The organism is Streptomyces canus, assembly GCF_030816965.1.
GTDB lineage: Bacteria > Actinomycetota > Actinomycetes > Streptomycetales > Streptomycetaceae > Streptomyces > Streptomyces canus_E.
Window position 1 is genome coordinate 8,454,575 of the sequence record NZ_JAUSYQ010000002.1, and the last position, 21,787, is coordinate 8,476,361.

General features: G+C 70.2%; 16 protein-coding genes. 7 read left to right on the forward strand and 9 right to left on the reverse strand.

All coding sequences use genetic code 11. The features are described from left to right. Positions 1-53: 53 nt before the first annotated feature. Both QF027_RS39760 and QF027_RS39765 read right to left on the reverse strand, forming a co-directional pair. On the reverse strand, positions 54-839 hold the full coding sequence (locus QF027_RS39760; protein WP_307080212.1) for an IclR family transcriptional regulator: 786 nt from the start codon (positions 837-839) through the stop codon (positions 54-56). Then, entirely contained in the window at positions 836-1,255 is a 420-nt protein-coding gene (locus tag QF027_RS39765; protein ID WP_307080215.1) for a MarR family winged helix-turn-helix transcriptional regulator, read from the reverse strand. The genes QF027_RS39760 and QF027_RS39765 overlap by 4 nt, the downstream gene beginning before the upstream one ends. Before the next feature lie 197 nt (positions 1,256-1,452). On the opposite strand from QF027_RS39765, the gene QF027_RS39770 reads away from it, so the two are divergent. From QF027_RS39770 to QF027_RS39785, 4 genes are read left to right on the forward strand one after another with little or no spacing between them, the layout of a single operon-like run. Continuing rightward, positions 1,453-2,370, forward strand: coding sequence for an SDR family NAD(P)-dependent oxidoreductase (locus tag QF027_RS39770; protein WP_307080217.1), 918 nt, complete (start codon positions 1,453-1,455; stop codon positions 2,368-2,370). A gap of 11 nt (positions 2,371-2,381) precedes the next feature. Then, positions 2,382-3,257: an amidohydrolase family protein gene (locus QF027_RS39775; protein WP_306973972.1), complete on the forward strand. Its 876-nt coding sequence runs from the start codon at positions 2,382-2,384 to the stop codon at positions 3,255-3,257. Between the two features lie 10 nt (positions 3,258-3,267). Beyond that, a complete protein-coding gene (locus QF027_RS39780; protein WP_306973970.1) occupies positions 3,268-4,773 on the forward strand; it encodes an acyl-CoA synthetase in 1,506 nt (501 codons plus the stop codon). Between the two features lie 14 nt (positions 4,774-4,787). Further along, the gene (locus tag QF027_RS39785; RefSeq protein WP_057612706.1) at positions 4,788-5,243 is read left to right on the forward strand and encodes a MaoC family dehydratase; all 456 of its coding nucleotides are present in this window, start codon (positions 4,788-4,790) and stop codon (positions 5,241-5,243) included. A gap of 166 nt (positions 5,244-5,409) precedes the next feature. Here QF027_RS39785 and QF027_RS39790 read toward each other — a convergent pair whose 3' ends face one another. From QF027_RS39790 to QF027_RS39820, 7 genes are all read right to left on the reverse strand, one after another. Then, a complete protein-coding gene (locus tag QF027_RS39790; protein WP_307080218.1) occupies positions 5,410-7,107 on the reverse strand; it encodes a histidinol-phosphatase in 1,698 nt (565 codons plus the stop codon). Between the two features lie 11 nt (positions 7,108-7,118). After that, positions 7,119-8,942: a LamG-like jellyroll fold domain-containing protein gene (locus QF027_RS39795; protein WP_307080220.1), complete on the reverse strand. Its 1,824-nt coding sequence runs from the start codon at positions 8,940-8,942 to the stop codon at positions 7,119-7,121. 39 nt (positions 8,943-8,981) lie between these two features. Next, the gene (locus QF027_RS39800) at positions 8,982-11,906 is read right to left on the reverse strand and encodes a glycoside hydrolase family 2 TIM barrel-domain containing protein (RefSeq protein ID WP_307080222.1); all 2,925 of its coding nucleotides are present in this window, start codon (positions 11,904-11,906) and stop codon (positions 8,982-8,984) included. After that, positions 11,903-12,742: a carbohydrate ABC transporter permease gene (locus tag QF027_RS39805; protein WP_307080224.1), complete on the reverse strand. Its 840-nt coding sequence runs from the start codon at positions 12,740-12,742 to the stop codon at positions 11,903-11,905. The genes QF027_RS39800 and QF027_RS39805 overlap by 4 nt, the downstream gene beginning before the upstream one ends. A 14-nt stretch (positions 12,743-12,756) precedes the next feature. Continuing rightward, positions 12,757-13,707 (reverse strand): carbohydrate ABC transporter permease, encoded by a 951-nt coding sequence (locus QF027_RS39810; RefSeq protein ID WP_306973957.1) that lies wholly within the window; start codon positions 13,705-13,707, stop codon positions 12,757-12,759. Then, positions 13,707-14,993, reverse strand: coding sequence for an ABC transporter substrate-binding protein (locus QF027_RS39815; protein WP_306973955.1), 1,287 nt, complete (start codon positions 14,991-14,993; stop codon positions 13,707-13,709). Before QF027_RS39815 ends, QF027_RS39810 begins: the two co-directional genes overlap by 1 nt. Before the next feature lie 67 nt (positions 14,994-15,060). Further along, complete coding sequence (locus QF027_RS39820; protein ID WP_307082659.1) at positions 15,061-16,218, reverse strand: carbohydrate kinase family protein; 1,158 nt, start codon at positions 16,216-16,218, stop codon at positions 15,061-15,063. 127 nt (positions 16,219-16,345) lie between these two features. Here QF027_RS39820 and QF027_RS39825 point away from each other — a divergent pair, with 127 nt between their 5' ends. From QF027_RS39825 to QF027_RS39835, 3 genes are all read left to right on the forward strand, one after another. Then, entirely contained in the window at positions 16,346-17,110 is a 765-nt protein-coding gene (locus QF027_RS39825; protein ID WP_306973953.1) for a DeoR/GlpR family DNA-binding transcription regulator, read from the forward strand. A gap of 214 nt (positions 17,111-17,324) precedes the next feature. After that, entirely contained in the window at positions 17,325-18,662 is a 1,338-nt protein-coding gene (locus QF027_RS39830; protein WP_307080225.1) for a 6-phospho-beta-glucosidase, read from the forward strand. Between the two features lie 77 nt (positions 18,663-18,739). Continuing rightward, positions 18,740-21,787 carry an alpha-mannosidase gene (locus QF027_RS39835; protein ID WP_307080227.1) on the forward strand — a complete coding sequence of 1,016 codons (3,048 nt, stop codon included), beginning with the start codon at positions 18,740-18,742 and terminating at the stop codon, positions 21,785-21,787.

Below are 21,787 nucleotides of genomic sequence, written 5' to 3' on the forward strand. Positions count from 1 at the left end.
GCTCCTCGGGGCCGGGGCCGTTCCAGTATCACGACGCCGACGCGGCCGGGACCTCACCGGTGAGAGGGATATCCGGCACCCGAACGGGGCGGGACCGTGGGCTGCCAGCCCAGTGCCCGCGAGATCCCGAGTGCCGCGAGCCGTACCGCGGGGATCAACGCCGGCACCTGGGCGTCGGCCTGGGGCACCACGACCGACACGGCAGCGACCACCGTCCCGTCGGGTCCGCACACTGGGGCGGCCACGGAGAGGGCGTCGTCGGTGACCTGACGACTGCTCACCGCGACGCCGGTGCGCCGGACCTCGGCGAGCACCCGGCGCAGTCTCGCTGGTTCGGCGATCGTGTACGGCGTGAAGACGGCGAGCGGGGTCGCGCAGTACTCCTCCTGCTCCCACGGCTCGCAGTGCGCCAGCAGCACCAGGCCGACCCCGGTGGCGTGCAGCGGCCAGCGCGCCCCCACCCTGATGTGCACGCCGACCGACGAACGCCCGGCGATCCACTCGATGTAGACGACGTCCGAGCCGTCCCGCACCGCCAACTGCACGTTCTCGTGCGTGGCCTCGTACAGGTCCTCCAGATACGGCAGTGCGAGCTGCCTGAGCGCGACCCCGCGCGGCGCGAGCGCGGCGACCTCCCACAGCCGCAGCCCGACGTGGTAGACGCCGGCGTCGTCCCGCTCCAGAGCGCCCCAGTCGGTCAGCGCGCCCACCAGCCGGTGGGTGGTGGTCAGGGTCAGCCCCGCGCGCCGGCTGATGTCGGTCAGGGACAGCGCCGGGTGGTCGTGGTCGAAGGCGGCGAGCACGGACAGCAGCCGGTCCGGCGCGGAACGCAGTGTCATGGCTGGTCGGCGACTCTCAGCAGGAGGGCCTGGAGCGTCTCGCGCTCGGCGGGGTCGAGCGGGGCGAGCAGGTCGTTGGTCACCCGTCGGCCGGCCTCGTCGGTGCCGCGCAGGAAGCCGCGGCCGTCCTCGGTGAGCACGACGATCTTGCTGCGGCGGTCGTCGGGGGAGGGGCGGCGCTCGGTCAGGCCCAGTTTCTCCAGGTCGTCGACCAGGCCGACGATCGCGCTGGGGTCGTAGCCGAGCCGGGTGCTCAGCTCCCGCTGGAGGGCGCCCGCGGACCCGGCGAGATAGCGCAGCACCGCGTAGTGGCGCAGTCGCAGCCCCGACTCCTGGAGGAACGTGTTGAACAACTGACCCGAGCGCAGGCCCAGGCGGTACAGCAGATAACCGGTGTCCGCGTGCAGCCCGCGCATCCACGGCTCCTCCGAGTCGATGGTCTTCGGGGTGACGTGCTGGCGTGTGATGGCGGGCTCCTCGTGCTCGGTGTGTCAGGGAGATTCCAGCATGACGCACCCGAAGGTCTCCAACAACTATTGACGTCACCAATTATTGCTCTTAGCTTCGATCTCGTAGCCGCACCCCATGTGAACCCGTGTGAAGGGACCCGCTCGTGTCCAGCATCGATCTCTCCGGCAAGGTCGCCGTCGTCACCGGCAGCGGCCGGGGCCTCGGCCTCGCCTACGCGCACGCCCTCGCCGCCCACGGCGCCTCCGTGGTCGTCAACGACGTCGACGAGGCGGTCGCCGAGCAGGCCGTGAAGTCCATCGCGGAGGCGGGCGGCACCGCCGTCGCCGAGGTGGTCCCGGTCGGCACCACCGAGGCCGCCGAGCGGCTGGTGGGCCGGGCGGTGGAGGAGTTCGGACGGCTCGACATCCTGGTCACCAACGCGGGCATCCTGCGTGACAAGGTGCTGTGGAAGATGACCGACGACGACTTCGACGCGGTGATCACCACCCACCTCAAGGGCACCTTCACCTGCGCCCGTGCCGCCGCGGTCCGGATGCGTGAACAGGGCGAGGGCGGCTCCCTGATCCTGGTCGGCTCCCCGGCCGGGCAGCGCGGCAACTTCGGGCAGACGAACTACGCCGCCGCCAAGGCCGGGATCGCCGCCTTCGCCCGTACCTGGTCCATGGAACTGGGCCGCGCCGGCATCACCGTCAACGCGATCGTGCCGGTCGCGGCCACCGCGATGACCGAGACCATCCCCGCCTTCGCCCCGTACATCGAGGCCATGAGGAACGGCGAGCCGCTCCCGGACTTCCTCCGCAAGGGCGAGGGCTTCGGCACCCCCGAGGACTGCGCGGCCCTCGTCCCCTTCCTCGCCTCCGAGGCCGCCCGGGGCATCACCGGGCAGGCCATCGGCATCGGCGGCGACAAGGTGGCACTCTGGTCCCATCCGCAGGAGATCAGGGCGGCCTACGCCGACGGCGGCTGGACCGCCGACACCCTGGCCGACGCCTTCCCGACGTCGGTGGGCGCCGAACTCCAGACGGTCGGCATCCCGGCACCGAAGCTTCCGGAGGCGTGATGGACCTCTCCATGAACGTCGAGGACCTGGTCGCGATCGATGTCCACACCCACGCGGAGGTGTCCTCCAAGGGCCACTCCTCCCTGGACGACGACCTGCACGACGCCTCCTCGGCCTACTTCAAGGTCGAGGGCAAGCGGAAGCCGACCTTGGAGGAGACCGCCGCCTACTACCGCGAGCGGAAGATGGCCGCCGTGATCTTCACGGTGGACGCCGAGTCCGCGACCGGCACGGCGCCGGTCCCGAACGAGGAGGTCGCCGAAGCGGCGGCCGCCAACTCCGACGTGCTGATCCCCTTCGCCTCCATCGACCCCTTCCGCGGCAAGGCGGGCGTGAAGCAGGCCCGCCGCCTGGTCGAGGAGTACGGGGTGAAGGGCTTCAAGTTCCACCCCAGCATCCAGGGCTTCTTCCCCAACGACCGCTCGGTGGCCTATGCCCTCTACGAGGTCATCGAGGAGACCGGCACCATCGCCCTCTTCCACACCGGCCAGACCGGCATCGGCGCGGGGGTCCCCGGCGGGGGCGGCATCCGCCTGAAGTACTCCAACCCGCTCCACGTCGACGACGTGGCGGCCGACTTCCCGCACCTGAAGATCATCCTGGCGCACCCGTCCTTCCCCTGGCAGGACGAGGCCCTCGCCGTCGCCACGCACAAGCCGGGCGTGCACATCGACCTGTCCGGCTGGTCGCCGAAGTACTTCCCGCCGCAGCTCGTGCAGTACGCGAACACCCTGCTCAAGGACAAGGTCCTCTTCGGCTCCGACTTCCCCGTCCTCACCCCCGACCGCTGGCTCGCCGACTTCGAGAAGCTGTCGATCAAGGACGAGGTGAAGCCGAAGATCCTCAAGGAGAACGCCGCCCGTCTGCTCGGGCTCACCAAGCCATAAGGGGCCTCAGATGCGCAACGAGGGACTGGGCTCATGGCCCGCACGCCGGGCCCGCAAGACCCCGCACCGCACCGCCCTGATCCACGGCGGCACGACGTTCACGTACGCCGAACTGCACACCCGCGTCACCCGCCTCGCGCACGCCCTGCGCGCCCGGGGCATCCGGCGCGGCGACCGCGTCGCCTACCTCGGCCCGAACCACCCCTCCTACCTGGAGACGCTCTTCGCGGCCGGCTCCCTGGGCGCGGTCTTCGTCCCCCTCAACACCCGCCTCGCCGGACCGGAGATCGGCTACCAGCTGTCCGACTCCGGGGCCAGGGCACTGGTCTACGGCCCCTCGCACGCGGGGCTCGTCGCCGGACTGCCGGGCAGCACCGACGTCCGTACGTACGTCGAAGTCGGCGCCGAATACGAGCAGTTGCTCGCCGAGTCGGCGGCGGAACCGATCGACGAGCCGGTCACCGCAGACGACACCTGCATCATCATGTACACCTCGGGCACGACCGGCCGCCCCAAGGGCGCCATGCTCACCCACGGCAACCTGACCTGGAACGCGATCAACGTCCTCGTCGACACCGACCTGATCACGGACGAACGCGCCCTCGTCTCCGCGCCGTTGTTCCACACGGCCGGCCTGAACATGCTGACGCTGCCCGTACTGCTGAAGGGCGGCACCTGTGTCCTGGTGGAGGCCTTCGAACCGAACGCGACCTTCGACCTGATCGAACAGCACCGGATCACCTTCATGTTCGGGGTGCCGACGATGTTCGAGCAGGTGGCCAGGCATCCGCGCTGGGCGGACGCGGACCTGTCCTCCCTGCGGATCCTGACCTGCGGCGGCTCCCCGGTGTCGACCCCCCTGATCGCCGCGTACCAGGAGCGCGGGCTCACCTTCCTCCAGGGCTACGGCATGACCGAGGCCTCTCCCGGAACCCTGTTCCTGGATGCCGAGCACGCCATCAGCAAGGCGGGTTCGGCGGGCGTGCCGCACTTCTTCAGCGATGTCCGGGTGGTACGGCCGGACCTGGCACCCGTCGACATCGACGAGACCGGCGAGGTCGTGCTCCGCGGGCCGCACGTCATGCCCGGCTACTGGGGGCTGCCCGAGGAGACCGCCGCCTCCTTCGCGGACGGCTGGTTCCGCAGCGGGGACGCGGCCCGCGTCGACGAGGACGGATACGTCTTCATCGTCGACCGCATCAAGGACATGATCATCTCCGGCGGCGAGAACATCTACCCCGCCGAGATCGAGGACCTGCTCCTCGGCCATCCGGACATCGCCGAGTGCGCGGTCATCGGTGTCCCGGACGACAAGTGGGGCGAGGTGCCGCGGGCGGTCGTCGTGCCGCGCGAGGGCGCCACGCCCGACCCCGACGAGGTGCTGGCCTCCCTGGCCGGACGGCTCGCCAAGTACAAGATCCCCAAGTCGGTGGTGATCGCGGACGGACTCCCGCGCACCGCCTCCGGAAAGCTCCTCAAGTCCCGGGTGCGCAAGCGCTTCGGCTCACACTCCTAGGTAAGGACAGCTACATGAGCGTCACCGTCAACGGCCTCGACGAACTGAAGAAGCTCGCCGGCAGCGACCTCGGCACCAGCGAGTGGATCGAGGTCACCCAGGAGCGCATCAACACGTTCGCCGACGCCACGGGCGACCACCAGTGGATCCACGTGGACCCCGAGAAGGCGGCGGCAGGCCCCTTCGGCGCGCCCATCGCGCACGGCTACCTCACTCTCTCGCTGTTCATCCCGCTCTTCACCGAGCTGCTGGACGTCCAGGGCGTCACCACGAAGGTCAACTACGGCCTGAACAAGGTCCGTTTCCCCTCGCCGGTGAAGGTGGGCTCGCGCATCCGCCTCGTCGCCAAGCTCACGGACGTCGAGGAGGTGCCGGGCGGCGTGCAGGTCACCGTCGACGGGGCGGTGGAGATCGAGGGCGGGGCCAAGCCGGCCGCGGTGCTGCAGAGCCTGTCGCGCTTCTACGCCTGACGGTAGGAGTACACGGCCGTCGACAGCGCGCACACCCCGGGCGGGATCATCTCCGCCCGGAGTGTGCCGGTCTCCACCCAGTGCGGGTCACCGCCCGCGAAGGCGGGACCCGCGCCGAGCGCGAGGGCACCCGATAAGCAGCCCGGAACAGTGAGATGACGTTTCGTCAGGCATCCGCCACGTCGACGAAGACGGGGTTGGAATAGAACCACGTGTCCGCCCACGGGTCACCGTTGCCGGGCTCGTGCGGAATCGGCCCGTGCGCGTCGACCGAGGCGCCGAGATACCCCGTACCGTGGCGCTTGCCGTCGCTGCCGCGCAGGCGGACGTAGAAGGACTCGTCCCCGGCGGTCAGCGGGATGCGCAGGGTGTACGTCCCCTTCCGGCCGGACACGTCCGTCGTCTGTACGACCTTGGTGTCGGGCGCCTTCCAGTCGTCCCGGTCGCTCACCGGACCCCGTACCGCGCCCCGGATCACGTCCACGTGCGCCAGCTCCGGCAGGATGCCCTGCGGGTTGGCCCGGGAGGCGCTGGTGACGGTGACGTACAGCGTGATCCTCTCGCCCTTGCGGACCCGCAGCCGCCCGCCCAGCGTGACCCCGCGGCCCAGGTCGCAGTCCCGCTTCACGCGGACGTCGAGTCCGTCGAGCAGATGCCCGTGGTCCACCCAGATCCGGCCCGCGCGCAGGCCCGCCATCACCGCGCGGTAGCCGTAGCGGGTCACGCCGACGTGGGTGCGGCTGAACTCGCCGGGCCAGAAGTCGCTGCCGGGCTGCGGGGTGTCGGTGTTCACCGGGTCGGGCAGCTTGCCGGTGTTGTCGAAGTTCTGGCCGGCCGGCCAGTCGCCGTTCTTCCACGTGTCGAAGACCGTGCGGTGGTTGTCGGAGTTCGTGGTGATCGAGAACAGGCTGCCTTCTGCCAGCATCGAGTCCCACAGCCCGCCGACGGTCGCCGTCGCCCAGTCGAAGCCGCCGTACGTCAGATACGCGTCCGTCGGATAGCCCGACCACGACTGCGCCGACGGCTTGTTCTCGTACTCGCCGCGGATCGAGGTCGCCCCGCGCCGGCCGGGGATCGCCGCGCCCTGGGCGCCCGGTGCGCCCTCCATGCCGATCATGATCTCGGGGGCACCTTCTCTCCCGCCACCCCGCCCTGCGTCCCGCCAGCCCCGCATCTCGTGCGGGGAGTCGATGCCGAGCCGCAGCGGGTGGTTGGCGATCACGAGGACGTCGTCGACGTAGCCCGAACGGCGCTGCTCCGCCAGCCACTTGATCGCCTTGACGGCGTGGGCCTCGTTGCGCGCGGTGTCGGTGGCGCCCGCGGACCCCTCGGTGTAGTTGAGGAGCTTGCCGTCGTAGGCGAGCTCGAACCGCGTGAGCAGGTCGGTCTCGTGCGGGCCGGGGGCCGCGAACACCGTGCAGTGCTCGGCGGCCGGGATGTACCACTCCAGGCCCTGGAAGATCAGCTGGCGCGGGTTCTCCGCGCGGGCCTTGACGATCTCCGCGTGCTCCATCTTGGCGCCGTAGTAGGCGTGTCCGAAGTTGGAGTGCTCGTTGAACACCATCCAGTCGAGGCCGTACCTGGCGGCGGCCTGCGCCTGCTGGGAGAACGTGTACTTCGCGTCGTGGCTGTACACGGAGTGGACGTGGTGGTCGCCGACCAGGTAGGCGAGACGCGGGTCGTCGCCGCCGAAGCCCCGCTTCTCGGAGGAGGCGAACGCGGGGGTCGCCGCCGAGCCGAGGGCGAACGCGGCGCCGAACAGGCCGGCGCGGCGCAGGAGTCCGCGCCTCGACACGCCCTGGGCGTCGAGGTCGGCGGGGTGGACGGAGGGGTCGGCCCAGGAAGGCAGTTGCTGCTCGGTCATGGTGATTCCCGTCAGTGAGTCATGAAGGAGGAGACGGGCAGGGCGCGTCCGACGATCCGGACGTCGCCGAGACGGCCGTGGAAGATCTGGTCGATCTCGCCGCCGTACTCGTAGCCGCCGAGCAGCCACGGCAGACCCACCGAGGTGATGCCGACGGCGGGCGCCTTCGGGTTGCGGACCACCGGGCAGCCCTGGACGTACAGCGTGGAGTGCCTGCCGTCGTTGACGAGGGCGAGGTGCCACCAGGTCTCCAGCGGGGTCTCCTGGCCCCAGTTGGTGGCGATGCCCTCCTGGTCGAGCGGGCGCATGGCCCACTGCGGCTCACGGTCGTTGGAGAGCGAGAGCGTGGCGAGCGGCTCGTCGGGGTCGTCGCCGGTCTTGCCCGCGGCGCCGCCGGTGCCGGTCCGGCTGACCAGGCCCGACCAGGCGTTGTGGTCCGGGTCCCAGTCCGCGGGGAGCCGGTAGAACGCCTCGATGGTGTAACCGGCCTCGAAGGTCGCCCTGTTGAGCGGGGCCCCGTCGACCGTCTTCAGGTACGCGCCCTTGAGCGGCGACTTGTAGCCCTGGAACTCCAGGCTGCCGTGGCCGGGCTGGTCGGGGTGATGGTCGGCGGACCAGCCCAGTGAGCCGCCGCCGACCGACACCACGGTGAGGTCGTTGCCGCGGCCGGAGAGGTCACGGACCGTGCCGGAGACCGCCGACTCGAAGCGCCAGTACGCGGCGGTACCCGGCACGAGCATGGTGGCCGCCGGACGCGCCGCACGCCCGGGCACCGGATCGAAGCCGGCGAACCGCGAGGCGAAGTCGATGTCGACGGAGAACCGGTCGGCGTCGCCGCTCAGTTCGATCTCCTGCCGCTCCAGCTCGTTGAGCCCCCTGGAGGCCCGGCCCAGGATCCACGGGGAGACCGTCTCCACGTCGATCACGCCGCGGTCGAGGTCGAAGCGGTACAGGCGGATCATGGCGGCGCCGCCGAAGTACCGGTTCTGGTAGTTCGTCAGGTGCAGGTGGACGTCGTTGCCCGCCGTGTTCCTGCGGGTCGCCCGGCCGGCCGGCCAGTAGTGCCCGTTGAGGGTGAGGAAGATCTGGTCGTGGTCCTTGACCAGCCGGTCCCACAGCTGCTGACCGTAGTCCGAGAGGGTGTCGTCCCCGACGACCAGCTCGTGCGTGGTCAGGACGACCGGCGTCCTCGGGTGGGCGGCCAGGACGCTCTTCGCCCAGGCGTACCCCTGGTCCGAAAGGCGCCAGTCCAGCGCGAGCACCATCCACTCGCGGCCCGCGGCCTCGAAGAGGTGGAAGGTGTTGTAGCCGTCGGGCGAGGCACCGCCGAAGGTCTTTCGGCCCTTGAACCGGTCGGGGCCGAACACGTCCAGGTACGGCGTCGCACCGCGCTGGTCGGTGGTGGACGACCTCACGTCGTGGTTGCCCGCGAGGACGCTGTAGCCGACACCCCGGCGGTCCAGCAGCTCGAACGCCTCGCCGATCGCGGCGAACTCGGGTGCAGCGCCGTTCTGCGTGAGGTCGCCGAGGTGGGACAGGAAGACGATGTTCTCGTCCTTCCCGTGTTCCAGCAGATACCGCAGCGCGGCCTCGACGGGAGCCTTGTCGATGCTCGGCCCGTCGAAGAGGTACTGCGTGTCGGGCATGACGGCGAGCGTGAAGCGCCGGCTCCGGGTGTCGGGACGATACCCGGACACCGCGGCCTCGGCCACCGCCGGCAGCGCGACCCCTGCCGTGGCGGCCGCGCCCAGCAGTGCCGTCGCCCGCAGGAAACTGCGTCGTCCGGCACCGGCCTGGGCGGCCTCGCCCTGATCGTGCTCATGCGAAGTGCACACGTGTGCTCCGTTGCAAGGGAAGTGAAGAAGAAGGGGGGTTCAGAGCGCGCGCAGAGTCCAGCTCCAGCGATGGACGCCCGGCGCAACGAGATAGGAGGCGGTGGTGTCGGGTCCGCAGGAGGCGGTGCCGAGGCCGCGGTGGGCCGCGTCGATGTGCACGACACAGCCCGCCCGCGGGACGAGTTCGTCGTGGTGCGTCACGCCGGTGAGGTCCGCGGCGCGGTACCGGCTCACGCCGACCTGGCGTGGTTCGTCCAGGACGACCGCGAGGCCGGTGGCGTCCGGCGCGGAGAGCGTGAAGTGCCGTACACCGTGCCGGCCGCCGCTCTCCTGCGGGCGCAGATAGGGGGTGAACAGCTCGTCCACGGGCACGGAGTGATGGCCGACGGGCGCTCCGAAGGCGCGGTCCGGATACGACTCCCAGGGGCCCTGTCCGTACCACTCCATCAGGTCGAGCCCGGCGACCGTCTCGAAGACGGAGCCGACCCGCGCCACGTCGTCGAGTTCGTCCGGCAGCTCGGCCGACTCCGCGACATGGATGGCGCCCTCGACCGCGGTGAAGACCTGCAGATGGCGGACGACACCGGCCTCACAGGCGTACTCGGCGTGAACGGTGACCTGGCCGGGGCTCTGCCGTACGTCCGTGACCTTGCGCACCAGGGCGTCGAGTCCCCAGTCACGCCAGCGCGGTGCCATGCCGCCGAGCTCGTCGTTGTCGGTGGGCGCCCGCCACAGGGAGAGCGTGGGTGCACAGGTGAGCAGGGGGTGGACCAGGAGACCGTCGCCGTCGACCTCGACGGAACGGTTCTTCAGCATCACCGGAGCCTGCGGAACCGCCTCCCGCAGCCGCACCTGCGGCAGGCACACCACCGTGCCGCGCGTCGCCCAGGGCTCGTCCCCGGCGGTCGTCACCCGGAGCGTCAGCCACGCCTCGCCGCCCTCCTCGGGCAGCTCGAACGGCAGCGGTACCGCCGCCGTCTCACCGGGCCGCAGATCGGGCAGCTCGGCGGGAGAGGTCAGCGTGCGGCCGTCGGCGAGTGAGAGCTCCCAGTCGCCGGTCAGCCAGGCCAGGCCCCGGAAGTGCTGGTGGTTGCCGAGCACGATGCCCTCGTGCCTGAAGCACTCGATGCGCACCGGCGCCGCGATCTCGCGGTGCTCGAACATCACCGGCTTGGGCGTGCGGTCGGGGAAGACCACGCCGTCCGCGATGAAGGCGCCGTCGTGCAGGAGCTCGCCGAAGTCGCCGCCGTACGCCCAGCGGTGGCCGGGCGCGGCGACACCGTTGTCATGGAGCCCGACGCCCCCACGTCCGACCGGTCTGCCGTCGTTCACATGTTGCAGAATGCCGTGGTCCCAGAACTCCCAGATGAACCCGCCCTGAAGACCTGGCGTTGACTCGATGGCGGCCCAGTGGTCCGCGAGTGTGCCGTTGCTGTTGCCCATGGCGTGGGAGTACTCGCACCAGATCAGGGGCTTGGTCTGCCGCCCGGAGAGCGCGTGCGCCACGCACTCCTCGAGCGAGGCGTACATGGGGCAGGCGATGTCGGAGGCCACCGAAGGGTCCGCCCAGTCGAGCTTGGCCGCCCCCTCGTACTGGATCGGCCGCGTCGGGTCGTGCCGGCGCACCCACCCGGCGGCCGCGTCATGGTTCGCGCCGTAGTCCGACTCGTTGCCCAGCGACCAGATGACGACCGACGGATGGTTCTTGTCCCGCAGCACCATCCGCGAGACCCGGTCCACGAAGGCGTGCAGATAGCGCGGGTCGTCGGCGATCTCGTGGGCGTGGTCGTGGGACTCGATGTCCGCCTCGTCGACGACGTAGAAACCGAGTTCGTCGGCGAGGTCGTAGAGGGCGGGATCGTTGGGGTAGTGGGAGGTGCGGATCGCGTTGAACCCGAAGCGCTTGAGCGTGATCAGGTCCGCGCGCATGTCGTCGTACGACACCGTCCGCCCGGTCAGGGGATGGAAGTCGTGCCGGTTCACGCCCCGGACGAAGATCCGCTCGCCGTTGACCAGCAGGTCGCGGCCGGTGATCTCGACGTCCCGGAAGCCGGTCCGGTGCCGTGAGGTGTCGGCGACCGTGCCGTCGGCGCGGTGCAGTCGGACGGTGAGTGAGTACAGCTCGGGTGTCTCGGCGTTCCAGGTGCGCACGTCCTCCACGACGGTCCGCAGCCGTGCCTCGCCGAGGAAGTCGGAGACCCGTTCGTCCTCGGCGTTGAACCGGTCGAACTCCTCGTCCTGGGTGAGCGGTTGCCCCTCCAGCTCGCCGCTGACGTACCACCCCTCGGGCAGTGCGCCACCCGCGTCCCGCGCCCGGCAGTCCACCCGCAGCTTGCCGCTGCCGGACGCCCGCACCGTCACGTCCGCCAGATGCAGCGGATCCGTCGCGTACAGCAGCACGGACCGCGTGATCCCGCCGTGCCACCACTGGTCCTGGTCCTCGATGTGAGAGGCGTCCGACCACTTGATGACCGTCAGTCGTACGACGCTCCGCGCGCCGACGCGTACCCGTCCCGTGAGATCGAACTCGGCCGCCAGATGGGAGTCCTTGGAGACGCCGACGGGCCGCCCGTCCACATGCACGAGGAGCACGCTCTCGGCGGCCCCGACCTGGAGCACGATCCGGCGTCCGGCCCATTCGGCGGGGACGTCCACCTCACGCTCGTAGACGCCGGTGGGGTTGGCCGCGGGGGAGTGGGGCGGGTACTCGGGGAACGGCATCCGCACGTTCGTGTACCGCGGCAGGTCGTCGGTGCCCTGCACGGTCCAGGCCCCCGGCACGTACGCCGAGGACCAGGAGCCGCCGACCGGCGCGTCCGGAGCGGGCAGCAACTGGAAGCGCCAGTCGCCGTCCAGGGGGAGTACTCCGGAGCGCCGGTCGACGGCGTTCATGGGCAGCCGTCCCCAGGAGGTCACCTCGGGTGCCTCCCAGGGGCGCAGGGCGATCAGGGGATCGTCCGTCATCCGCGTACGGCCCCCTTGGCGAGGTCGCCGATGATCTGCTTGGCGCCGATGGCGAACACGATCAGCAGCGGGACGAGGGCGAGCAGGGCGCCGGTCATCACGATGCCGTAGTCGGTGGTGCCGTGGGTGCCGTTGAGCTGGGACAGCGCGACCTGGAGGGTCACGTTGTCGGGGTTGGTCAGGGAGATCAGGGGCCAGGCGAAGTCGTTCCACTGGCCCATGAAGGTGAAGATGCCGAGGAAGGCGAGACCGGGGCGGACCACCGGCAGCGCCACGTGCCAGTACTGGCGGAGGAAGTTGGCGCCGTCCAGCTTGGAGGCGTCGAGCAGCTCGTCGTGGATGGCGGACCTCATGTACTGGCGCATCCAGAAGATGCCGAAGGCGTTGGCCGCGGCCGGCACGATCAGCGCGGTCATCGAGCCGATCCAGCCGATCTTCGCCATGATCACGAACTGCGGGATGACCGACAGCTGCGCCGGCACCATGAAGATGACCATGAGCAGCCCGAACAGCAGGTTCTTGCCCGGGAACTCGAACTTGGCGAAGACGAACGCCGCGAGCGAGTCGAAGAGCAGGACGAGGAAGGTCACCGACACCGCGACCAGCAGCGAGTTCCACATCGACCCGAAGAAGTCGATGGCGTCGAAGAGGTTGCGGACGTTCTCCAGGAAGTGCGTTCCCGGCAGGAGTTTCGGTGGGTACGCGAAGATCTCCGACGAGCTGTGCGTCGACATGATCACGGCCCAGTAGAACGGGAAGGCCGAGAGCAGGGTGCCGATGATCAGCGGGAGGTGCAGCGCGATCCCTCTGCGGCGGGATCCCTTGATGGCAGCCATGATGCGCACCCTTCCTAGTCGCCGCGGCGCTGCACGAGGCGCCAGTTGATGATCGAGAAGAGGACCACGACGAGGAAGATGCCCCACGCCACCGCGGCGCCGTACCCGAAGTCGTTGTTGTCGAAGGTCTGCTGGAAGAAGTAGAGGACCATCGTCTGGCCCGAGTGGCCGGGTCCGCCCGCGAACGTCGAGTCGTTGGACGAGGTCTGGAGCAGGACCTGCGGTTCGGAGAAGCTCTGCAGACCCGTGACCGTCGAGACGACGAGCACGAACAGCAGCGTGGGCCGCAGCAGCGGGAGCGTGATCCGGAAGAAGGTCTGGATCGGACCGGCGCCGTCCATGCGCGCCGCCTCGTACAGCTCCCCCGGGACGGTCTGCAGGCCGGCGAGGAAGATGATGGCGTTGTAGCCGGTCCACTGCCAGGTCATCAGGGCGGCGATGGTGACCTTGATGCCCCAGGGCGTGTTCAGCCAGGCCACCTGGTCGATGCCCACCGAGTGCAGGACGGCGTTCACCACGCCGCTGTTGGTGGAGAAGATCGAGCCGAAGACGATCGCGATGGCGACGACCGAGGTGACGTTCGGCAGGAAGTACGCGACGCGGTACAGACCCTTGAACCGGACCGCGGAGTTGAGCATCACGGCCGTGACCATCGCCAGGAAGATCATGGGGAAGGTGGCCAGCGCCCAGATGATGATCGTGTTCCCGATCGAGTTCCAGAAGTCGCTGTCGCTCAGCAGGTACTGGTACTGCGAGAGACCGGCCCACTCCATCGAGCCGAGGCCGTCCCAGCGGTGGAAGGACAGGTAGAGCGAGAAGCCGACCGGGAACAGGCCGAAGCCGAGGAAGATCAGATAGAAGGGGGAGATCGCGGCGTAGAGGTGCCAGTACTTGCGCAGGCCCTTCTTGGGCCGCGTGGGCGAGGGCTGCACCACCGCGGGCGGAGTCTGCTCGAGGACGGCCATCAGTAGCTCACCCCCAGGTGCTTCGCTATGCGACGGCACTTGCTCATGGCGTCACTCCAGGCCTTCTCGGGGTCCTTGCCGAGGACGCCGACGTTCTTGATCTCGTCCTTGATGGGCTGCCCGAGCGCGACGTCGAACGGACTGTTGTAGGCGACCACGATCTTCTGCGCGGCCGGCCCGAAGATGTCGGTCGTGACCTGGCCGCCGAAGTACGGGTCGGGCTCCCGCATCTGCTTGAGGCCGTACGAGGCGGGCGTGGAGGGGAAGAGGCCCGCGTCGACGTAACCCTGCGCCTGGTTGGACGCGTCGAGGATCCAGGCGATGATCTGGAAGGCCTGCTCGGGCTCCCGGCACGCCTTGGTGATCGACAGGAACGATCCGCCGTTGTTGGCGGGCCGCACCGGCATCTGGGCGACCCGGTACCTGCCCTTGGCCTTCGGCACCCCGTTCTTGATGTCGAAGGCCGCCCAGGAGGCGCCCAGTTCACTGGGCAGCTTGCCGTCCTGCTTGGCCGACAGCTGGTCCGGGGTGCCGCTCACGAGGTCGGAGACGATCCCGCGACGCTTGGCCTCCACGGCGAGCGCCCAGGCGTTGCGTACGTGCTCCTGGTCGCCGATGAAGTGGCGGTCCTTGTCGACGTACCGCTTGGAGCCCTGCTGTACGACGTTCTCGAACACGGAGTTGACGTCGGTGAGGAGCATGGTCCCCGGGATCCGTTTCCTGAGCTGCTCACCCGCGGCGAAGTAGTTCTCCCAGGTGTTCAGCTCCTTGGACACGTCGTCCGGTTCGTACGGCAGCCCCGCCTTGCGGAAGATCTCGTACTGGTAGAAGTGCCCGACCGGTCCGCAGTCGATCGGGAAGCCGACCATCGTGCCGTCGTCGGCGATGCCCTGGTCCCACTTCCAGGACAGGTACTGGCTCTTGTACTTCTCCGCGCCCAGCGTCCGCAGGTCGATGAACTGGTCCGCGTTCGGCAGGTAGGCGGCCATGTCCTCGCCCTTGAGCCCCGCGATGTCGGGGATGTGGGCCCGGCCGGTGATGGTGGTGATGAGCTTGGAGCGGTACTGGCCGCCGATCTGGATGGCGTCCAGGCTCACGGAACTGCCGTAGCGGGCTTTGGCGTTCTTCACGACGGTGTCGCTCAGACCGCCGCTCCAGTACCACAGGACCATGTTCCGGCCGGTCGAACCGGTCGGAACGGCGCAGCCGGTGGCCAGGCCGCCGAGTGCCGTGGCGGCTGTACCGCCCAGGCCCGCGCGGAGCAGGCCTCTTCGTGAGAGCCGCACAGCTCCCACCGCCTTTCGGATCTTTTCGGGACGTGCATTCGGGGGGCTTGCGGGGGGAGTCGCGCGGTCAGTGCTGCCGTGCGGTGTCGGGTGGGGCGACGGGGGAGTGCGCGGACTGTGGGGTGTCCGGGGAGATCGGGGCGTGCTCGGCCGACGGGGTCTTCGGGGCGGCCGGAGCGTGCTCGGCCCCTGCGACCGGCGCGAACGGTGCCGGCCGGGCCGGCGGTGTGACCGGCGCGTGGTGGACCGGTGGGCCCACGTCCGCCGGGATCCGGTCGGCCAGGAATCCGTACGCCCGCTTCAGGCCGGGGTCCGTCAGCGAGCGCCACCACCGGTCCACTCCGTACCAGCCCGGGGCGGCCAGGGCCCCGCCGTGATGCCGTACGGAAAGACCCGCGGCGAGGACGGCGAACCGCAGCCGTTCCTCCAGCGGCCAGCCGCCCAGCGAGGCGGCGACGAAGCCGGCGCCGAAGACGTCTCCTGCGCCCGTGGCGTCGAGGACGTCGACGGCCAGGGCCGGCACCTCCGCGTACTCGCCGGTGATCTGGTCGACGGCGACCGCGCCGTCCCCGCCCCGCGTGACCACGGCCACCGGCACCAGCTCGGAGAGTGTGCCGAGGGCCGCGACCGCGCTGTCGGTGCGGGTGTAGGCCATCGCCTCCGTCTCGTTGGGGAGGAAGGCATGGCACAGGGCCAGCTGGTCGAGCAGATCGGTGGACCACACCTGGGTGGGGTCCCAGCCGACGTCCGCGTAGATCTGCGTGCCGTTCGCGGCGGCCTTGGAGAGCCAGGCGCGCGGCTCGGACTCCAGGTGCACCAGGGCCGTGCGCGCCTCGGGCGGGTCGCCCACGAGCGCGTCCTGGGAGTACGGCGGTTCCTGGCCGTGGGTGACCAGCGCCCGGTCCTCACCGTGGGCGAGCGCGACGGTGACGGGGGTGTGCCAGCCGTCCGCGACCCGTGAGAGCGAGAGGTCGACACCTTCCTGGCCCGCGAGGATCTCCTGGCAGTAGGTGCCGTAGAAGTCGTCGCCGAAGACCGTGGCCAGGGAGGTGCGCAGGCCGAAGCGGGACGCGGCGACCGCCAGGTTGGCGATGCCGCCGGGGCCGCAGCCCATGCCGCCCGTCCAGATCTCCTCGCCCGGCGTCGGCGGCTTTCCCAGACCCGTCAGGACGAGGTCGTAGAAGAGCAGCCCGGTCAGCAGCACCTCGGGCCGGTCGTCGTCCACGTGAGCGCCTCTCATCAAAACTCGTCAATTTCGATGACGGGAATCGTGCGCCGCTCGGCGACATTGGTCAATACCTAAGCAGAACTGAGCATGGAAATGATTGAAGATGACGAGTAGTGTTCACGGCGTGCTGGCTGAACGACGACACCAACTCATCCTGCGGGCCCTGCGCTCAGGCGGCCCCGCGGCCGTGACGGATCTCTCCGAGCAACTCGGTGTGAGCCCCGCCACCATCCGGCGTGACCTCGTCAAGCTGGAGGAGGACGGGCTGCTCACCCGGGTCCATGGCGGCGCGCGCGCCGAGGAGGGCGACCAGCCCTTCGCCGAGGTCGCCGAGGTCCGGGTGGCGGAGAAGGACGCCATAGCCGCCCGGGCGGCCGCGCTGGTCGCCGACGGCCAGTCCGTGCTGCTCGACATCGGCACCACCGCCTACCGCCTGGCCCGGCAGCTGCACGGCCGCCGGCTCACCGTGATCACCAGCAACCTGGTGGTCTACGAGGAGCTCGCCGACGACGAGGGCATCGAGCTGGTGCTGCTCGGCGGCATGGTCCGCCGCGAGTACCGCTCCCTGGTCGGTTTCCTCACCGAGGACAACCTCCGCCAGCTGCACGCCGACTGGCTCTTCCTCGGCACCAGTGGAGTGCGCCCCGGTGGGCAGGTGATGGACACGACGGTCGTCGAGGTGCCGGTCAAACGGGCCATGATCAAGGCGAGCGACAAGACCGTCCTGCTCGCCGACACGGCCAAGTTCCCGGGCACGGGCATGGCGAAGGTCTGCGGCCCGGAGGACCTGGACGTGGTGGTGACAAACGCGCCGGTCGACGCGGCGACCCGCTCCTCCCTGGAGGAGGCGGGCGTCGAGGTGATCCTGGCAGGAAAGGTACAAGCTTGAATCCCCGCTCCCGGAATCGAAGGAGATTCCTGGCTCACGCCGCTCGACCGCTCAGTGGGCGACCGGGTCGTACGCGAGCGACACCGGCCGGGTCGACGCCGGCCCGGGTCCTCGGAGCAAGTGCAAGGAGGCAGCGCGTGACGGGTTCTCGCGACGCGCTGTCCGGAGATGATTCGTCCCAGCCTGAACGCCGGGGCATTTTTGGAGGAACCCGGTGAAACTGACCATTCTTGGCGGCGGCGGCTTCCGGGTCCCGCTCGTGTACGGCGCGCTGCTGACGGACCGCGCCGAGGGCAGGGTCACCGAGGTCGTCCTGCACGACCTGGACGCCGGCCGGCTCTCCGCGGTCGGCCGGGTCCTCGCCGAACAGGCGGCCGCCGTCCCCGACGCCCCCACGGTGACCACCACGACCGACCTCGACGAGGCTCTGCGCGGCGCCGACTTCATCTTCTCGGCGATCCGCGTCGGCGGCCTGGAGGGTCGTGCCGACGACGAGCGGGTGGCCCTCGCGGAGGGCGTCCTCGGCCAGGAGACCGTCGGCGCGGGCGGCATCGCCTACGGTCTGCGCACGGTCCCGGTGGCCGTGGACATCGCCCGGCGCGTGGCCCGCCTCGCCCCCGACGCGTGGGTCATCAACTTCACCAACCCGGCGGGCCTGGTCACCGAGGCCATGTCCCGTCACCTCGGTGACCGTGTCATCGGCATCTGCGACTCCCCGGTCGGCCTCGGCCGCCGTATCGCGCGCGTGCTGGGCGCCAACCCCGACGAGGCGTGGATCGACTACGTCGGCCTCAACCACCTCGGCTGGGTCCGCGGTCTGAAGATCGCCGGCCGGGACGAGCTGCCCCGCCTGCTCGCCGACCCCGACCTGCTCGGCTCCTTCGAGGAGGGCAAGCTCTTCGGCGTCGACTGGCTCCAGTCCCTCGGCGCGATCCCCAACGAGTACCTGCACTACTACTACTTCAACCGCGAGGCCGTCCGCGCCTACCAGCACGCCGAGAAGACCCGCGGTGCCTTCCTCGCCGACCAGCAGGCGCGGTTCTACGACGAGGTCGGCGCCCCCGGCGCCAAGGCGCTGGAGGTCTGGGACCGCACGCGTGCCGAGCGCGAGGCCACCTACATGTCCGAGAACCGGGAGACGGCCGGCGCCGGAGAACGCGACGCCGACGATCTCTCCGGCGGCTACGAGAAGGTCGCCCTCGCCCTCATGCGGGCCATCGCCCGCGACGAGCGCACCACCCTGATCCTCAATGTCCGCAACCAGGGCACGCTCTCCGTGCTCGACCACGATGCCGTCATCGAGGTGCCCTGCCTCGTCGGCGCCAACGGTGCCCATCCGGTCTCCGTCGCACCGCTGCCCGACCACGCCACCGGACTGGTCTGCTCGGTCAAGGCGGTCGAGCGGGAGGTGCTGGCCGCCGCCGGGTCCGCCTCGCGCGCGACCGCGGTGAAGGCCTTCGCGCTGCACCCGCTGGTCGACTCCGTCAATGTCGCCCGCAAGCTGGTCGAGGGCTACACCTCGGTGCATCCCGGGCTCGCGTACCTTAAGTAGCGTCCGGTTCTTAGAAAGCGCTTTCCCCTCGCCTGTCGGCCCCACCAGCTCGCTCTCTCCCTCCCTGGAGACCCTTCATGCACGACGAACGCCGCCGCATCGAGGAGCGCGTCCAGCGCGCCCACGACCAGCGCATCAAGCCCGCGATCTACGCGGCCACCGTCCCCTTCGAGGTCGAGGCCTGGCAGGCGCCGGGCGAGCCGGTCTCCTTCGAGGAGGCCGCGGCCGCCCGCTACACGCCCTTCGCGATGGACACCCCGTGGGGCCCGCCCTGGGGCACCACCTGGTTCCGGATGCGCGGCCGGGTGCCCTCCGAGTGGGCCGGACAGCGCGTCGAGGCGGTCATCGACCTCGGCTTCGTCGGCGACTGGCCCGGCAACCAGGCCGAGGCCCTGGTCCACCTCGCCGACGGCCGCCCCCTGAAGGCCGTCAACCCGCTCAACCAGTACGTCCCCATCGCCAACCCGGCGAACGGCGGCGAGGAGATCGACTACCTGGTCGAGGCCGCCTCCAACCCGGACATCCTCAAGGACAACTTCTCGAAGGTCACGCCGATGGGCGACAAGCTCACGGCCGGCTCCGCGCCCCTCTACACCTTCCAGCGCGCCGACCTCGCCGTCCTCGACGAGGAGGTCTTCCACCTCGACCTGGACCTCCAGGTGCTGCGCGAGCTCATGGTCCACCTCGCCGAGCACGAGCCCCGCCGCCACGAGATCCTGCACGCCCTGGACCGGGCCATGGACGCCCTCGACCTGGACGACGTCTCCGGCAGCGCGGCGGCGGTCCGCGAGGTCCTCGCGCCCGTGCTGGCCAAGCCGGCCAACGCCAGCGCCCACACGATCTCCGGTGTCGGCCACGCCCACATCGACTCCGCCTGGCTCTGGCCCATCCGCGAGACCAAGCGCAAGACGTCCCGCACCTTCTCCAACGTCACCGCGCTCGCCGACGAGTACGACGACTTCATCTTCGCCTGCTCCCAGGCCCAGCAGTACGAATGGGTCCGCGACCACTACCCGCACGTCTGGGCCCGCATCCAGGAGTCCGTGAAGAAGGGCCAGTGGGCGCCGGTCGGCGGCATGTGGGTCGAGGCCGACGGCAACCTGCCCGGCGGCGAGGCCATCGCCCGCCAGCTCATCCACGGCAAGCGGTTCTTCATCGAGCACTTCGGCGTCGAGACCAAGGGCGTCTGGCTGCCGGACTCCTTCGGCTACACCGCCGCCTACCCGCAGCTCGCCAAGCTGGCCGGCAACGACTGGTTCCTCACCCAGAAGATCTCCTGGAACCAGACCAACAAGTTCCCCCACCACACCTTCTGGTGGGAGGGCATCGACGGCACCCGGATCTTCACCCACTTCCCGCCGGTCGACACCTACAACGCCCGCTTCAGCGGCGAGGAGATGGACCGCGCGGTCCGCAACTACAACGAGAAGGGCGGCGGTACGCGCTCCCTGGCCCCCTTCGGCTGGGGCGACGGCGGTGGCGGCCCCACCCGCGAGATCATGGAGCGGGCCCGGCGCCTCGCCGATTTGGAGGGCTCGCCCAAGGTCGTCGTCGAGCACCCCGACGAGTTCTTCGCCAAGGCCCGCGAGGAGTACCCCGACGCCCCGGTCTGGGTCGGCGAGCTCTACCTCGAGCTGCACCGCGCCACCTACACCTCGCAGGCCCGCACCAAGCAGGGCAACCGGCGCTCCGAGCACCGGCTGCGCGAGGCCGAGCTGTGGGCGACGACGGCCGCGCTGCACGCGCCGGGCTACTCCTACCCGTACGAGAAGCTCGACCGGCTGTGGAAGACGGTCCTGCTCCACCAGTTCCACGACATCCTGCCGGGCTCCTCGATCGCCTGGGTGCACCGCGAGGCGGAGGCCGAATACGCCCGCGTGGCCGCGGAGCTGGAGGCGCTGACCGCCGAGGCGGTGGCCGCACTGGGCGCCGGTGGCACCCGGGTCTTCAACACCAGCCCGTTCGACCGTTCCGAGGTGGTCCGCACGGGTGATCAGGCTCTGGCCTACGTCGAGGTGCCCGCGAACGGCAGCGCGCCGCTGGCCGACGCCGAGCCCGAGCAGCCGGTCCGTGTCTCCGGTCGCGTCCTCGACAACGGTCTGGTGCGGGTGGAGGTGGCGGAGGACGGCACGCTGTCGTCCGTCCTGGATCTGCGGGCCGGCCGGGAGGTGCTGGGCGACAAGGGCAACCTGCTCCGTCTGCACACCGACCTCCCGAACTACTGGGACGCCTGGGACATCGACAAGCACTACAACAACCGGTACACCGATCTCCTGGAGCCCACGTCGGTCGAGGTCGTCTCGGAGGACCCGCTGCTGGGCGCGATCCGTGTGACGCGGTCCTTCGGCAAGGGCTCGTCGATCACCCAGACCATCACCCTGCGCGCCGGTAGCCCCCGGATCGACTTCGAGACCGAGATCGACTGGCACGAGGCCGAGAAGATCCTCAAGGCCGCCTTCCCGGTGGACGTCCGGGCCGCGCACTCCTCCGCGGAGATCCAGTTCGGCCACGTCCAGCGGCCCACGCACACCAACACCAGCTGGGAGGCGGCCCGCTTCGAGGTCTCCGGCCACCGCTGGGTGCACGTCGGCGAACCGGGCTACGGGGTCGCCGTGCTGAACGACTCCACCTACGGTCACGACGTCTCCCGTACGGTCCGAGAGGACGGCGGTACGACGACCACGGTCCGGCTCAGCCTGGTCCGCGCCCCGCGCATCCCGGACCCGGAGGCCGACCAGGGCACACACCGCTTCACCTACTCGCTGCTGCCCGGCGCGAGCATCGAGGACACCGTCGCCGAGGGCTACTCCCTCAACCTCCCGCTCCGGGTGGCGGACGCGGCCGGTGCCCCCGAGCCGGTCGTCTCGGTCGACGGCGAAGGCGTGACCGTCGAGGCGGTCAAGCTCGCCGACGACGGGTCCGGTGACGTGGTGGTCCGGCTGTACGAGTCGGGCGGCGGTCGCGCCCGGGGCGTGCTGCGCACCGGCTTCCCGCTCGCCGGCGCCCAGGTCACCGACCTGTTGGAGCGCCCGCTGGAGGACGAGACGGCCGAGGTCGCCGACGGCGGCGTGCCGGTCTCGCTGCGGCCGTTCCAGGTGCTGACGCTCCGCCTGCGGAGGGGGTGA

What these genes read in the sequence shown, in the direction of transcription:
- QF027_RS39775 (WP_306973972.1), top strand. Translation starts at nt 2,382, where the DNA reads ATGAACGTCGAGGACCTGGTCGCGATCGATGTCCACACCCACGCGGAG.
- QF027_RS39780 (WP_306973970.1), top strand. Translation starts at nt 3,268, where the DNA reads ATGCGCAACGAGGGACTGGGCTCATGGCCCGCACGCCGGGCCCGCAAG.
- QF027_RS39805 (WP_307080224.1), bottom strand. Translation starts at nt 12,742, where the DNA reads ATGGCTGCCATCAAGGGATCCCGCCGCAGAGGGATCGCGCTGCACCTC.
- QF027_RS39765 (WP_307080215.1), bottom strand. Translation starts at nt 1,255, where the DNA reads ATGCGCGGGCTGCACGCGGACACCGGTTATCTGCTGTACCGCCTGGGC.
- QF027_RS39790 (WP_307080218.1), bottom strand. Translation starts at nt 7,107, where the DNA reads ATGACCGAGCAGCAACTGCCTTCCTGGGCCGACCCCTCCGTCCACCCC.
- QF027_RS39785 (WP_057612706.1), top strand. Translation starts at nt 4,788, where the DNA reads ATGAGCGTCACCGTCAACGGCCTCGACGAACTGAAGAAGCTCGCCGGC.
- QF027_RS39810 (WP_306973957.1), bottom strand. Translation starts at nt 13,707, where the DNA reads ATGGCCGTCCTCGAGCAGACTCCGCCCGCGGTGGTGCAGCCCTCGCCC.
- QF027_RS39800 (WP_307080222.1), bottom strand. Translation starts at nt 11,906, where the DNA reads ATGACGGACGATCCCCTGATCGCCCTGCGCCCCTGGGAGGCACCCGAG.
- QF027_RS39760 (WP_307080212.1), bottom strand. Translation starts at nt 839, where the DNA reads ATGACACTGCGTTCCGCGCCGGACCGGCTGCTGTCCGTGCTCGCCGCC.
- QF027_RS39835 (WP_307080227.1), top strand. Translation starts at nt 18,740, where the DNA reads ATGCACGACGAACGCCGCCGCATCGAGGAGCGCGTCCAGCGCGCCCAC.